The organism is Variovorax sp. V15, assembly GCF_041154425.1.
Lineage (GTDB): Bacteria > Pseudomonadota > Gammaproteobacteria > Burkholderiales > Burkholderiaceae_C > Variovorax > Variovorax guangxiensis.
In genome coordinates this window covers 3,938,235-3,952,008 of the sequence record NZ_AP028659.1, presented here as the reverse complement: position 1 = coordinate 3,952,008, position 13,774 = coordinate 3,938,235, and the positions used below count along the sequence as shown (strand labels likewise).

The following is a 13,774-nucleotide window of genomic DNA, read 5'->3' as shown; positions in this document are numbered from 1 at the left end:
GCGCCCGTCGATCGATCGGGCGCCCATAAAAAATCCCGCCTAGGCGGGATTTTTTCGTCCTTGATCAGGAAGCGAGGCTCAGTTGCTGGTGTTCGCGACGGCCGCAGCCTTCACTTCGTCCGCCGATCCGCCCATCACGCGGCGCGCGCCGTCGAAGCGGCGCTGCCAGTAGCTGCCGTTCATGTCTTCGACACGAACCTGGGCGCCCGAGCGGGGGGAATGGATGAACTTGCCTTCACCGACGTAGATGCCGACATGGCTGAAGGCGCGGCGCATGGTGTTGAAGAACACGAGGTCGCCGGGCTTGAGCTGGCTGCGGTCGATCTTCTCGGTGGCTGCAGCTTGCTCTTCGGCGCGGCGGGGGAGCATGTGGCCGACCGTCTCGTTGTACATGGCGCGGACGAAGCCGCTGCAGTCGAAACCCGATTCGGCGGTGTTGCCGCCACGGCGGTAGGGGACGCCGAGAAATCCGATGGCGGTGACGACCAGATCGGAGGTGCGTTCCGTGACGGTTTGACGAACCTGCTTGAGTTGTCCGATCAGGCCTTTGTCGGCAAGCATTCGTGCCAGCTCGTCATCGGTTTTTTCCTGTTGGGGGGCTGCATGGACTGCAACGGCAAAGAGGAGGGATGCGGGTAGGACGAAAAAACGCATGGCGCGTAGGATATTGATGACGCGCGGTTATGTCAATTTAAACAGAATTAGCGGATCCCTCTGTAAGTCATTGATTTACATAGAAAATTCCGATCCGGTCAAAGAAAAAATGTAACGGCGAACGTTTATGGTCCATAAACGGTTGACGGCCGAAAGGCCTTGGAACCTCGGGTGGATCGGTGCTCACGCTGGATTCGGTCGCTATTTCTCGTCAAGATCGCCTCAACTTCACGGAAAAGCCATGAACTTGCCGCGCTTGCCTCTTCCCTCATCCCATTGTCGTTGGGCATTTGTCACAGTAATCGGGTTCTGCGGACTCGCCGCCGCGCAGCCGCGACCCGAAACCGTGGCGACAGGGCTCGAAAACCCATGGGGCGTCACCTTCCTTTCGGGCGGCCGTTTCGTGGTGACCGAGCGGCCGGGCCGCATGCGGCTGGTCGGTGCCGACGGCAAGATCGGCGCACCCATCGCAGGCCTGCCGCCCATCGCGGCGGGTGGGCAGGGCGGCCTGCTCGACGTGCTGGCCGACTCCGGCTTCGAAAGGAACCGCACGCTGTATTTCTGCTTCTCCGAACCGGATGCCGGCGGCTCTGCCAACAGCACGGCGCTGGCGCGCGCCAACCTGTCGGCCGACGGCACGAGGCTGGAGGAGCTGAAGATCATCTTCAGCCAGCAGCCCAAGGTGGCGAGCCGCGCCCACTTCGGCTGCCGCATCGTCGAGGCGCGCGACGGAACGCTCTTTCTCACGCTCGGCGACCGCTTCAGCCGCAAGGAAGACGCGCAGAAGCTCGACAACCACCTCGGCAAGATCGTGCGCATCGGCAAGGATGGCTCGGTGCCCAAGGACAACCCCTTCGTCGGCAAGGCAGGCGCGCTGCCCGAGATCTGGAGCTACGGCCACCGCAACGGGCAGGGCGCAACGCTCGCGCCCGACGGCCGCCTCTGGATGACGGAGCACGGCCCGCAAGGCGGCGACGAAATCAATATTCCGCAGGCCGGCCGCAACTACGGCTGGCCCGTGATCACCTACGGCGAGAACTACGGCGGCGGAAAGATCGGCGACGGCATCACGGCCAAGGAGGGCATGGAGCAGCCGCTGCACTACTGGGTGCCGTCGATCGCGCCATCGGGCATGGCCTTCCTGACCAGCGACCGCTACGGCGCCGCCTGGAAGGGCAACCTGTTCGTGGGTTCGCTGAAATTCGGCTACCTGGACCGCATCGAACTCAAGGGCGGCAAGGTGGCGGCCGAGCACAAGCTGCTTGCCGAAGGCCGCGCCCGCATCCGCGACGTGAAGCAGGGGCCGGACGGACTCCTCTACGTGCTCACCGACGAGGCCGACGGCAAGCTGCTGCGCCTGCGGCCGAACTGATTCAGCCGGGGCAGCCTGGCAGCGGCAATGTCGGCAGCATCCGGCGCCAGAGCCGGTTCCATTCGGGCCAGTCGTGGCCGCCTTCGGTCGTGAAGACGCGTTCGGGCGGCAGTACGCCCGCCAGCAGCCGGTTGCTGAAGGCAAAACGGTCGTCCACGCCATAGCCCAGGTACAGCGGCGGCCGTGCGCCCGCCGTGTCCGTGAAGCCCGCATAGCCGCGCAGCCATTGCCAGAGCTGCGTTTCGTTGGGTGTCCGGGGAGGCTCGGCGGCCGGGTCGGTCAGCGGCCCCTTCCATTTGGCGAGCCCGCCGGCGTTGGCGATGTCCGTGCCGAGCGCGCGCTCGCCGAGGTAGGGGGCCAGCGTCACCAGCCCTGCGAGATCGCCGGGGTGCGTCTGCGCATAGAGCATGCCGCCGAAGCCGCCGAGGGAAATGCCGACGAACCAGATGTGGTGGTAGCCCTGGCTGCGCGCGGGCGCCACCACGTCGGCGTCCAGGCGGTCGAGGATGGTCTTGTCGTTGAAGTAGCCGAGATGGGCGTCGACCAGCATCACGTCCGCCGCGATGCGGTTTTCGGCGACCGCGCGGACGAAGCCCTCGCGCTCGAACTCGTCTGGCGTCGAATAGGCGCCCGGCAGCATGACCAGCAGCGTGTCGACCTTCCCGCGCGCGCAACTGCTCTTTTCGAGCGAGGTCGCCATCGGCACCGTGGTCTTGCGCACCGCACCGCAGGCCGTGACGAGGAGGGCGGCGCCGATTCCCAGCGCGGCGAGGCAGAACCGTTTCGAGAAGAGCTTCTTCATCCGCCGGAGTCTAGGCGCGCCGCGAGAGGGGCAGCTCGACCATCACGGCCTGGCCGGGCGCGGTGCAGCCGGTGTCGCAGCACTTGCCGGGCTGGCGGTTGCGGGTGATGGCGCGGGCCGGGTCGTGCGGCGCGGCGGCGGGCGAGCCGTCGGCCGCGATGCCGCGTTCGAGGATGCGTTCGACCAGCTCGACCTTGGAGCCGACCGGGTAGTTGCGCCAGATCTCCTGCTTCATCGCCGCGGGCGAGCCGCCGCCGTGCAGGCTGATCACGCTGTACCAGCCGCCCTGGTAGCCGGCCGTCAGGTCCTCGATGAATCGGGCCGTCTCGATGCGCTGCTCGTAGGGAATGGCCGGGTTGGCGCGCAGCACGTCGGACAGGCGGGCCGCGGTCTCGGGGTTGTGGTCTTCGTCAGGGCCGGGCAGGGTGACGATCAGGCCGCCGCTCACGTAGTGCGCAATGCGGTGCATGTCGTAGATCTTCGTGGCCAGCAGCAGCTTGCCGATGTTGCTGAAGACCGGGTCGGGCATGAAAACTTCGCAGTGCTCGTCGGCCTTGCCGTACACGCTGGCCGCCACGCCGCAGGCGAAAAAGCTCTCGGTGATGGTGATGAGCTCCACCATCTGCTCGCGCAGGTGGCTTTCCTTGCCCGGATCGAAGCCGTTGGCCTCGCACATCAGCGCCCCCGCGCCGATCAGCAGGTCGCCGAAGCCGGCGCGCGCGCCGATGCAGCTGTGGCGGTGATGCGTGGCATAGCTGTAGGTCAGGTGGCCGGAGTGCTCCCATTCGCCCGCGTAGAACACGCGCTCCCAGGGCACCAAGACGCGGTCGAACATGCACACGCCGGTGCTCTGGCCGTACTTGCGGCTGAAGAGGGCGTCGCCGTGCTCCAGTTTCTCGCCGGGCCGGCCCGCCGGTCGCGCGACGATGGTGAGGCCGGGCGCATCCAGCGGCACGGCGCAGCAGACGGCGAAGTCGGCGTCTTCCTTGCCCATGTTGCGGCAGGGCATGACCAGCAACTCGTGCACGTAAGGCGCGCCGGTCACGATGGCCTTGGTGCCCGAGATGACGATGCCGCGCGCGTTGCGTTCCACCACGTGCAGGTAGCTGTCGACGTCCGCCTGCTCGTGCGGCCGGCGGCTGCGGTCGCCCTTGGCATCGGTCATGGCCACGCCCAGGGTCAGGTCCTGGTCCTGCACGCGGTGCAGGTACTCGTGGAAGCGCGCGGCGTGCTCGGTGCTGCCACGCGCGTCGTCGATGCGGGCCGATACCTGGGCGATGGCGTTGAGCGCATCGTGCGTCAGGTAGCGCTGGGCGCAGCCTGTTTCCTGGCAGACCAGCCGCACGGCTTCGAGCTTGTTGAGCAGGTCGCCCGCGCTCGTGTTGATGTGGGACAGCCGGTTGACCCGCTTGCCGCTGGTGTGCTGCACGGCGGTCATCAGCGGCTCGTGCTCGCTCCTGCGGGCGTAGTCGTAGGTGAGGGCGATGGCATTGATGCCTGGCTGGAAGGCGGCTTCGTCGGCCACGCTGTCGACGCGGCGGCCGTCGACGAACACGGTGGGCTTGTAGCGGCGCAGCGATTCGCGGTAGTCGGCGCCGGACATGAGGGAGGTGCCGGGGAGTGGGGCGTTCATCGTGTCTGTCTCCTGATCGGATGGGTTTTATCAAGATTTAAACACTGTTCAATTTTTCAATCAATGATCAAAAAATTGGGCGTGCGATCAATCGAGGGCTATAGTCCCGTCCATGGAAGCCAAGACCCAGCGCCGCCAGGCGCTCAGCGACGCCCGCCGCACCCTCGTGCTCGATGCCGCCCGCGCGGTCTTTCTGGAAGCCGGCATCGAGGGCGCCAGCGTCCGGGAGATCGCCAGGAAGGCCGGCTACACGCCCGGCGCCATTTATTCGTACTTCGAGAGCAAGGAGGCCATCTACGCGGCCCTGCTGAACGAGTCCATCCAGCGGCTGCAGGCCGCGGTGGCCGAGGCCTCCGCGCCGCAGGACGGCCCCGGCCAGGCCCTCGCCGCGAGGGCCCAGGCCTGGTTCGACTTCTATGCCGCGAACCCACGCGAGCTCGACCTGGGCTTCTACCTGGTGCAGGGCATGCGCCCGCGCGGGCTGACCAGCGAGCTCGACCACGAGTTGAACGACCATCTCTACCAGGCCCTGCGGCCCTGCGAAGAGGCGCTGCAGGACATGGGGCTGGACGCCGACGCAGCCCTGCGCGAGAACACCGCGCTCTTCGCGCACGGCGTCGGCCTGCTGCTGATGCAGCACACGGGGCGCATCCGCATGTTCAGGCAGTCGGCCGACGCGCTGTTCAAGGCCTACGTGGCGCAGCTCGTGGAGCGCGTTGCCGGCGGCGCGCGCCAACCGGGTCTTTTCGGTGGTACGGTTCAGCCCGATTCAACCGATTCCTGAAAAAGAAAGAACCCGTTCATGCTGCTCGACGCCTCGCAATCCCAACTCGTCCTGGTCGATTACCAGGCGCGCCTGATGCCGGCGATCTTCGAGGGGGAAGCGGTCGCGCAGAACGCCGTGCGGCTCGGCAGGATGGCCAAGCTGTTCCAGGTGCCGGTGTTCGGCACCGAGCACAACCCCTCCAAGCTGGGCCAGAACCTGCCCGACATCCGCGCGCAGTGCCAGCGCACCATGTCGAAGATGCATTTCAGCGGCGTGGAAGAGGGCCTGGGCGAGTGGCTGCGCGTGCCGGTCAAGGCACCGCAGGGCAATGCGCGCAGCCTGCCCAAGCACCTGCAGAAGCCCGCGGCGCCCGCCGAGGAGCGCAACAGCATCGTCATCGCCGGTTGCGAAGCCCATGTCTGCCTGCTGCAGACGGCGCTCGACCTGCTGGAAGACGAGTTCGAGGTCTGGGTCGTCACCGACGCCTGCAGCTCGCGCACCGAGCGCAACCGCGATGCCGCCTTCGACCGGCTGGCCGGTGCCGGCGCCGAGCTGGTGACGACCGAGATGGTCGGCTTCGAGTGGCTGCGTACGGCGGAGCATCCTGCGTTCCCCGAGGTGCTCTCGCTCATCCGCTAGTTGGATAGATAGATGGAAAAGCGGCTGGCGGCGGCACGGCAGGGCCGTTGGCTTGCCGCGGCTGTCAGCTTGCTGCAAGATCGGTCTCCATAATTATGAATTCAGTTTTGGCGCCTGCCAGGGCTGGACGAATAACAGGAGACAACCGAGATGAGCCGCTACGAAGAGTTCTATCGCCAATCCGTCGACGCGCCCGAGGCCTTCTGGGCCGAGCAGGCGAAGCTGATCGACTGGCAGACGCCCGCGCAACAGATCCTCGACGCCAGCCAGCCGCCTTTCGCGCGCTGGTTCGTGGGCGGCACCACCAACCTCTGCCACAACGCCGTCGACCGGCACCTGGCGGCGCGGGGCGACCAGCCGGCGCTGATCTTCGTGTCCACCGAGACCGGCGTAGAGAAGAGCTACAGCTTCGCCGAGCTGCACGCCGAAGTGCAGCGCACCGCCGCCAGCCTCCTCGAGCTGGGCGTGGGCAAGGGCGACCGCGTGCTCATCTACATGCCGATGATTCCGGAGGCCGCCTTCGCGATGCTGGCTTGCGCGCGCATCGGTGCCATCCACTGCGTGGTGTTCGGCGGCTTCGCCAGCGGCTCGCTCGCCACGCGCATCGAGGACGCCGAGCCCAAGGTGATCGTGAGCGCCGACGCGGGATCGCGCGGCAGCAAGGTCATCGCGTACAAGCCGCTGCTCGACGAGGCGATCCGGCTGTCGAAGCACAAGCCATCGGCCGTGCTGCTCACCGATCGGGGGCTGGCGCCAATGGACCTGACGGCGGGGCGCGACCACCTGGCCGCCGAGCTGCGCCGCAAGCACCTCGACGCCAAGGTGCCCTGCACCTGGCTGGCCTCTACCGACATAAGCTACACCATCTACACGAGCGGCACCACCGGCAAGCCCAAGGGCGTGCAGCGCGACGTGGGCGGGTACGCGGTCGCGCTGGCCGCGAGCATGAAGCACATCTTCGACGGGCGGCCCGGCGAAACCTACTTCTCGACCAGCGACATCGGCTGGGTGGTGGGCCACAGCTACATCGTCTACGGCCCGCTGATCGCAGGCATGTCGACGATCATGTACGAGGGCCTGCCCACGCAGGGCATCGACCGGCAGCCCGACGGCGGCATCTGGTGGCGCCTCGTCGAGAAATACAAAGTGACGGTGATGTTCAGCGCACCCACGGCGGTGCGCGTGCTCAAGAAGCAGGACCCGGCGCTGCTGAAGAAATACGACCTCTCCACGTTGCGCGCGCTGTTCCTGGCCGGCGAGCCGCTCGACGAGCCGACCGCACGCTGGATCAGCGAGGGCCTGGGCGTGCCGATCATCGACAACTACTGGCAGACCGAATCGGGCTGGCCGATGATCACCATCGCCAACGGCGTCGAGCCCAAGCCCAGCAAGTTCGGCAGCCCCGGGGTGCCGATGTACGGCTACCGCATCAGGATCGTGCACGAGTCCACCGGCGAGGAGTTGACCGGCGCGAACGAGAAGGGCGTGGTCGTGGTCGAGGGGCCGACCCCGCCGGGCTTCATGCAGACCGTGTGGAAGGACGACGCGCGCTTCGTCAACACGTACTGGAAGAGCGTGCCGGGCAAGATGGTCTATTCGACCTTCGACTGGGGCATCCGCGACGAGGACGGCTATTTCTACATCCTCGGGCGCACCGACGACGTGATCAACGTGGCGGGCCACCGGCTGGGCACGCGCGAGATCGAGGAAAGCATCTCGGGCCATTCCAACGTCGCCGAGGTGGCGGTGGTCGGCGTGGCCGATGCGCTGAAGGGACAGGTCGCAATGGCCTTCGTGGTGCCCAGGGACGGCAAGGCCGTGACCGACGCCGACGTGGCCCTCAAGCTCGAAGGCGAGATCATGAAGCTGGTGGCCGACCAGCTCGGTGCCCTGGCCCGGCCGGCCCGCGTGCGCTTCGTCTCCGGCCTGCCGAAGACGCGCAGCGGCAAGCTGCTGCGCCGGGCCATCCAGGCCGTCTGCGAGCAGCGCGACCCCGGCGACCTGACCACCATCGACGACCCCGCCACGCTGCAGCAGATCAAACAGTTACTTTCTTGAGCCGAATGAGCGGGGAATGAGCAACAGCGGGGGGTTGCGAAGCCGGGTTGGACCGTCATATGGTTGACGTGGCACAATGCCAAGGTACTCAGGCCCTTCCCCAGCCACAGTCGCATCCGCCAATCGGTTCAGCCGTGTCGCGGAAGGTTTCTTAAACCAACTAGTGCTTCCCTCAGGGAAGCGAAGGTCAGCGGATCATGAGCGATTCCTCTACGCCCACGGCGTACACCGCCTATCAAGGCAACACGTACCTCTTCGGCGGCAACGCCCCCTATGTCGAGGAGATGTACGAGAACTACCTCGCCAACCCCGGCAGCGTTCCCGACAACTGGCGCTCCTACTTCGACGCGCTGCAGAACGTTCCCGCCGCCGACGGCACGAACACCCGCGACGTCCCCCACCAGCCGGTCATCAACGCCTTCGCCGAACTCGCGAAGCAAGGCACGACCAAGGTCGTGCAGGCCAGCGGCGCCGACTCCGAACTCGGCCGCAAGCGCACCGCGGTCCAGCAGCTGATCGCCGCCTACCGCAACGTCGGCGCCCGCTGGGCCGACCTCGATCCGCTCAAGCGCGCCGAGCGTCCCTCCATTCCTGAACTCGAGCCCTCGTTCTACGGCTTCGCCGACGCCGACCTCGAGACGGTGTTCAACACCAGCAACACTTTCTTCGGCAAGGACACCATGTCCTTGCGCGAACTGCTCAACGCACTGCGCGAAACGTACTGCGGCACCATCGGCGCCGAGTACATGTACACCACCGACCAGAACCACAAGCGCTGGTGGCAGCAGAAGCTCGAGAGCGCCCGCACCAATCCCAAGCTGAACGCCGACCAGAAGAAGCGCGTTCTCGACCGCCTGACCGCGGCCGAAGGCCTGGAGCGCTTCCTCCACACCAAGTACGTCGGCCAGAAGCGCTTCTCGCTCGAAGGCGGCGAGAGCTTCATCGTCGCGATGGACGAACTCATCAACCGCGCCGGTGAGAAGGGCGTGCAGGAAATCGTGATCGGCATGGCCCACCGCGGCCGCCTGAACGTGCTGGTGAACTCGCTGGGCAAGATGCCTGCCGACCTGTTCGCCGAGTTCGACCACACCGCCCCCGAAGAGCTGCCCAGCGGCGACGTGAAGTACCACCAGGGCTTCAGCTCCGACGTCAGCACCCCTGGCGGCCCGGTGCACCTGTCGCTGGCCTTCAACCCCTCCCACCTCGAGATCGTCAACCCGGTCGTCGAAGGCTCGGTGCGCGCCCGCATGGACCGCCGCGGCGACAAGGAAGGCGACTCGGTGCTGCCGGTGCTCGTGCACGGCGACGCCGCCTTCGCCGGCCAGGGCGTGGTCATGGAAACGCTGGCGCTGGCCGAAACCCGCGGCTACTACACCGGCGGCACGGTCCACATCGTCATCAACAACCAGATCGGCTTCACCACCAGCGACCCGCGCGACAGCCGCTCGACGCTGTATTGCACGGACATCGTCAAGATGATCGACGCGCCGGTGCTGCACGTGAACGGCGACGATCCCGAAGCCGTGGTGCTGTGCATGCAGCTCGCGCTGGAGTTCCGCCAGGAATTCAACAAGGACGTGGTCATCGACATCGTCTGCTACCGCAAGCTGGGCCACAACGAGCAGGACACCCCCTCGCTCACCCAGCCGCTGATGTACAAGAAGATCGCCCAGCACCCCGGCACCCGCCGCCTGTACGCAGACAAGCTGGCCGCGCAAGGCCTGGGCGAGACGCTCGGCGACGACATGGTCAAGGCCTACCGCGCCGCCATGGATGCCGGCAAGCACACCATCGACCCGGTGCTGACCAACTTCAAGAGCAAGTACGCGGTCGACTGGAGCCCCTTCCTCAACAAGAAGTGGACCGACGCCGGCGACACCGCCATCCCCACCACCGAGTGGAAGCGGCTGGCCGAGAAGATCACCACCGTGCCGCAAGGCTTCACCGTGCACCCGCTGGTGAAGAAGGTGCTGGACGACCGCGCCGCCATGGGCCGTGGCGACGTCAACGTCGACTGGGGCATGGGCGAGCACATGGCCTTCGCCTCGCTGGTGGCCAGCGGCTATCCGGTGCGCCTGTCGGGTGAAGACTCCGGCCGCGGCACCTTCACGCACCGCCACGCGGTGCTGCACGACCAGAACCGCGAGAAGTTCGACGAAGGCACCTACGTGCCGCTGCAGAACGTGGCCGACAACCAGGCTCCGTTCGTCGTCATCGACTCCATCCTCTCGGAAGAAGCGGTGCTGGCCTTCGAATACGGCTACGCCTCGAACGACCCGAACACCCTGGTGATCTGGGAGGCGCAGTTCGGCGATTTCGTCAACGGCGCGCAAGTGGTGATCGACCAGTTCATCGCCTCGGGCGAAGTGAAGTGGGGCCGCGTCAACGGCATCACCATGATGCTGCCGCACGGCTACGAAGGCCAGGGCCCCGAGCACAGCTCGGCCCGCCTGGAGCGCTTCATGCAGCTGGCCGCCGACGCCAACATGCAGATCGTGCAGCCCACCACGGCCAGCCAGATCTTCCACGTGCTGCGCCGCCAGATGGTGCGCAGCCTGCGCAAGCCGCTGATCATCATGACGCCGAAGTCGCTGCTGCGTAACAAGGACGCGACCTCCCCGCTGTCCGAGTTCGTCAAGGGCGGCTTCCAGACCGTGATCCCCGACAGCCGCGACCTGAAGGCCGAGAAGGTCAAGCGCCTGATCGCTTGCTCGGGCAAGGTCTACTACGACCTGGCCAAGAAGCGCGAGGAGAAGGAAGCCGACGACGTGGCGATCATCCGCGTCGAGCAGCTCTATCCGTTCCCGCACAAGGCATTCGCCGCCGAGATCAAGAAGTACCCGAATCTCGTCGACGTGGTGTGGTGCCAGGACGAGCCGCAGAACCAGGGCGCCTGGTTCTTCGTGCAGCACTACATCCACGAAAACATGCAGGAAGGCCAGAAGCTCGGCTACTCCGGCCGTGCCGCCTCGGCATCGCCGGCGGTGGGCTACTCGCACCTGCACCAGGAACAGCAGAAGGCGCTGGTCGACGGCGCGTTCGCCAAGCTCAAGGGCTTCGTGCTGACCAAGTAAACCTGTCCTCTTTCACACGAACACCCTGAAGAACAAATCGGAGCCCACTCCAAATGTCTATCGTTGAAGTCAAAGTCCCCCAGCTTTCCGAATCCGTGGCCGAAGCCACCATGCTCACCTGGAAGAAGAAGGCCGGCGAAGCCGTCGCCGTCGATGAAATCCTGATCGAGATCGAGACCGACAAGGTCGTGCTCGAAGTGCCCGCTCCCTCGGCCGGCGTGCTGGCCGAAATCATCCAGCCCGACGGCGCCACCGTGGTCGCCGACCAGCTGATCGCCAAGATCGACACCGAAGGCAAGGCGGGCGCGGCCGCTCCCGCAGCGGCACCCGCCGCCGCGGCGGCCCCGGCGCCCGCGGCCGCTCCCGCAGCGGCTGCTGCAGCCACCGGCGGCTCGAAGGCCGACGTCGCGATGCCCGCCGCCGCCAAGCTGCTGGCCGACAACAACCTGAAGACGGGCGACGTGGCCGGCACCGGCAAGGACGGTCGCGTGACCAAGGGCGACGTGCTCGCCGCAGTCGCCTCGGGCGCCAAGCCTGCAGCACCTGCCGCCACCATCGCCGTGCCGGCCGCCAAGCCTGCACTGCCGCAGGTCGCCGCTCCCGCCAGCGCCCCCGACCTGGGCGAGCGCCCCGAGCAGCGCGTGCCGATGAGCCGCCTGCGCGCCCGCATCGCCGAGCGCCTGATCCAGTCGCAGTCGACCAACGCCATCCTGACGACCTTCAACGAAGTCAACATGGCGCCCGTCATGGAACTGCGCAAGCGCTTCCAGGACAGCTTCACCAAGGAACACGGCGTGAAGCTCGGCTTCATGTCCTTCTTCGTGAAGGCCGCCGTGCATGCCCTCAAGAAGTACCCGGTGCTCAACGCCTCGGTGGACGGCAACGACATCCTGTACCACGGCTACTTCGACATCGGCATCGCCGTCGGTTCGCCGCGCGGCCTGGTGGTGCCGATCCTGCGCAATGCCGACCAGATGAGCTTCGCCGACATCGAGAAGAAGATCGCCGAATACGGCAAGAAGGCACAGGACGGCAAGCTGGGCATCGAAGAGATGACCGGCGGCACGTTCTCCATCTCGAACGGCGGCACTTTCGGCTCGATGCTCTCGACCCCGATCATCAACCCGCCCCAGTCGGCCATCCTCGGCGTGCACGCCACCAAGGACCGCGCCGTGGTCGAGAACGGCCAGATCGTGGTCCGTCCGATGAACTACCTGGCAATGAGCTACGACCACCGCATCATCGACGGCCGCGAAGCCGTGCTGGGCCTGGTCGCCATGAAGGAAGCGCTCGAAGACCCGTCGCGCCTGCTGTTCGACATCTGATCGGGAGAAAGAACCAGATGGCAAACAAGCAATTCGACGTCGTCGTCATTGGCGGCGGCCCCGGCGGCTACATCGCGGCCATTCGCGCCGCGCAACTCGGCTTCAACGTCGCCTGCATCGACGAGTGGAAGAACGGCAAGGGCGGCCCCGCACCGGGCGGCACCTGCACCAACGTGGGCTGCATTCCCTCGAAGGCGCTGCTGCAGTCGTCGGAGCACTTCGAGCAGGCCGGCCACCACTTCGCCGACCACGGCATCAAGGTCGAAGGCCTGGGCCTCGACATCGACAAGATGCTGGCCCGCAAGGACCAGGTCGTGAAGCAGAACAACGACGGCATCCTGTACCTGTTCAAGAAGAACAAGATTTCGTTCTTCCATGGCCGCGGCTCGTTCGTGAAGGCGGACGCCGGCGGCTACGAGATCAAGGTGGCTGGCGCCGCCGAAGAGTCGATCGTCGGCAAGCACATCATCGTGGCCACGGGCTCCAACGCCCGCGCGCTGCCGGGCACGCCTTTCGACGAGGAGAACATCCTCTCGAACGACGGCGCGCTGCGCATCGGCGCGGTGCCGAAGAAGCTGGGCCTGATCGGCTCGGGCGTCATCGGCCTGGAAATGGGCTCGGTGTGGCGTCGCCTCGGCGCTGAAGTCACGGTGCTCGAAGCGCTGCCGACCTTCCTCGGCGCGGTGGACGAGCAGATCGCGAAGGAAGCCAAGAAGGCCTTCGACAAGCAGAAGCTCAAGATCGAGCTCGGCGTGAAGGTCGGCGAGATCAAGTCGTCGAAGAAGGGCGTGAGCGTGGCCTGGACCGACGCCAAGGGCGAAGCCCAGACGCTGGAAGTCGACAAGCTGATCGTGTCGATCGGCCGCGTGCCCAACACCATCGGCCTGAACGCCGAAGCCGTGGGCCTGAAGCTCGACGAGCGCGGCGCCATCGCGGTGGACGACGAGTGCAAGACCAGCCTGCCCAACGTGTGGGCCATCGGCGACGTGGTGCGTGGCCCGATGCTGGCGCACAAGGCCGAGGAAGAGGGCGTTGCCGTGGCCGAGCGCATTGCCGGCCAGCATGGTCACGTCAACTTCAACACGATCCCGTGGGTGATCTACACCAGCCCCGAGATCGCGTGGGTCGGCCAGACCGAGCAGCAGCTCAAGGCCTCGGGCCGCGCCTACAAGGCCGGCACCTTCCCGTTCCTGGCGAACGGCCGCGCACGCGCGCTGGGCGACACGACCGGCATGGTCAAGTTCCTGGCCGACGCCGCGACCGACGAGATCCTGGGCGTGCACATCGTGGGCCCGCAGGCCAGCGAGCTGATCTCCGAAGCCGTTGTGGCGATGGAGTTCAAGGCCAGCGCCGAGGACATCGCGCGCATCTGCCACGCGCACCCGTCGCTGTCGGAAGCCACGAAGGAAGCGGCACTCGCCGTGGACAAGCGCACGCTGAACTTCTGATCC

10 protein-coding genes are annotated in these 13,774 nt (G+C 66.4%); 7 read left to right on the top strand and 3 right to left on the bottom strand.

What is annotated here, in order from left to right:
* Positions 1–78 precede the first annotated feature (78 nt).
* Positions 79–654: a C40 family peptidase gene (locus ACAM57_RS18785; RefSeq protein ID WP_369658475.1), complete on the bottom strand. Its 576-nt coding sequence runs from the start codon at positions 652–654 to the stop codon at positions 79–81.
* Between the two features lie 241 nt (positions 655–895).
* Here ACAM57_RS18785 and ACAM57_RS18780 point away from each other — a divergent pair, with 241 nt between their 5' ends.
* The gene (locus ACAM57_RS18780) at positions 896–2,026 is read left to right on the top strand and encodes a PQQ-dependent sugar dehydrogenase (RefSeq protein ID WP_369658474.1); all 1,131 of its coding nucleotides are present in this window, start codon (positions 896–898) and stop codon (positions 2,024–2,026) included.
* A gap of 1 nt (position 2,027) precedes the next feature.
* Here ACAM57_RS18780 and ACAM57_RS18775 read toward each other — a convergent pair whose 3' ends face one another.
* Both ACAM57_RS18775 and ACAM57_RS18770 read right to left on the bottom strand, forming a co-directional pair.
* Positions 2,028–2,828, bottom strand: a complete 801-nt coding sequence (locus ACAM57_RS18775) for an alpha/beta hydrolase (RefSeq protein ID WP_369658473.1) — start codon at positions 2,826–2,828, stop codon at positions 2,028–2,030.
* 10 nt (positions 2,829–2,838) lie between these two features.
* Entirely contained in the window at positions 2,839–4,461 is a 1,623-nt protein-coding gene (locus ACAM57_RS18770) for a 4-hydroxyphenylacetate 3-hydroxylase family protein (RefSeq protein WP_369658472.1), read from the bottom strand.
* A gap of 112 nt (positions 4,462–4,573) precedes the next feature.
* Here ACAM57_RS18770 and ACAM57_RS18765 point away from each other — a divergent pair, with 112 nt between their 5' ends.
* The 6 genes from ACAM57_RS18765 to lpdA all read left to right on the top strand — a co-directional run bounded on the left by ACAM57_RS18765 (position 4,574) and on the right by lpdA (position 13,771).
* The gene (locus ACAM57_RS18765) at positions 4,574–5,245 is read left to right on the top strand and encodes a TetR/AcrR family transcriptional regulator (protein WP_369658471.1); all 672 of its coding nucleotides are present in this window, start codon (positions 4,574–4,576) and stop codon (positions 5,243–5,245) included.
* A gap of 18 nt (positions 5,246–5,263) precedes the next feature.
* Positions 5,264–5,866: an isochorismatase family protein gene (locus ACAM57_RS18760; protein WP_369658470.1), complete on the top strand. Its 603-nt coding sequence runs from the start codon at positions 5,264–5,266 to the stop codon at positions 5,864–5,866.
* A 150-nt stretch (positions 5,867–6,016) separates the two neighbouring features.
* Positions 6,017–7,924 (top strand): propionate--CoA ligase, encoded by a 1,908-nt coding sequence (locus tag ACAM57_RS18755; protein ID WP_369658469.1) that lies wholly within the window; start codon positions 6,017–6,019, stop codon positions 7,922–7,924.
* 197 nt (positions 7,925–8,121) lie between these two features.
* The gene (locus ACAM57_RS18750) at positions 8,122–10,998 is read left to right on the top strand and encodes a 2-oxoglutarate dehydrogenase E1 component (RefSeq protein WP_369658468.1); all 2,877 of its coding nucleotides are present in this window, start codon (positions 8,122–8,124) and stop codon (positions 10,996–10,998) included.
* Between the two features lie 53 nt (positions 10,999–11,051).
* On the top strand, positions 11,052–12,323 hold the full coding sequence (gene odhB, locus ACAM57_RS18745) for a 2-oxoglutarate dehydrogenase complex dihydrolipoyllysine-residue succinyltransferase (RefSeq protein WP_184638594.1): 1,272 nt from the start codon (positions 11,052–11,054) through the stop codon (positions 12,321–12,323).
* A 17-nt stretch (positions 12,324–12,340) separates the two neighbouring features.
* Positions 12,341–13,771: a dihydrolipoyl dehydrogenase gene (lpdA, locus tag ACAM57_RS18740; protein WP_369658467.1), complete on the top strand. Its 1,431-nt coding sequence runs from the start codon at positions 12,341–12,343 to the stop codon at positions 13,769–13,771.
* Positions 13,772–13,774: the final 3 nt, after the last annotated feature.

Bases quoted from the DNA above. Each gene is read 5' to 3' on its own strand.
- ACAM57_RS18785 (WP_369658475.1), bottom strand. From the start codon at position 654: ATGCGTTTTTTCGTCCTACCCGCATCCCTCCTCTTTGCCGTTGCAGTC.
- ACAM57_RS18780 (WP_369658474.1), top strand. From the start codon at position 896: ATGAACTTGCCGCGCTTGCCTCTTCCCTCATCCCATTGTCGTTGGGCA.
- ACAM57_RS18775 (WP_369658473.1), bottom strand. From the start codon at position 2,828: ATGAAGAAGCTCTTCTCGAAACGGTTCTGCCTCGCCGCGCTGGGAATC.
- ACAM57_RS18770 (WP_369658472.1), bottom strand. From the start codon at position 4,461: ATGAACGCCCCACTCCCCGGCACCTCCCTCATGTCCGGCGCCGACTAC.
- ACAM57_RS18765 (WP_369658471.1), top strand. From the start codon at position 4,574: ATGGAAGCCAAGACCCAGCGCCGCCAGGCGCTCAGCGACGCCCGCCGC.
- ACAM57_RS18760 (WP_369658470.1), top strand. From the start codon at position 5,264: ATGCTGCTCGACGCCTCGCAATCCCAACTCGTCCTGGTCGATTACCAG.
- ACAM57_RS18755 (WP_369658469.1), top strand. From the start codon at position 6,017: ATGAGCCGCTACGAAGAGTTCTATCGCCAATCCGTCGACGCGCCCGAG.
- ACAM57_RS18750 (WP_369658468.1), top strand. From the start codon at position 8,122: ATGAGCGATTCCTCTACGCCCACGGCGTACACCGCCTATCAAGGCAAC.
- odhB (WP_184638594.1), top strand. From the start codon at position 11,052: ATGTCTATCGTTGAAGTCAAAGTCCCCCAGCTTTCCGAATCCGTGGCC.
- lpdA (WP_369658467.1), top strand. From the start codon at position 12,341: ATGGCAAACAAGCAATTCGACGTCGTCGTCATTGGCGGCGGCCCCGGC.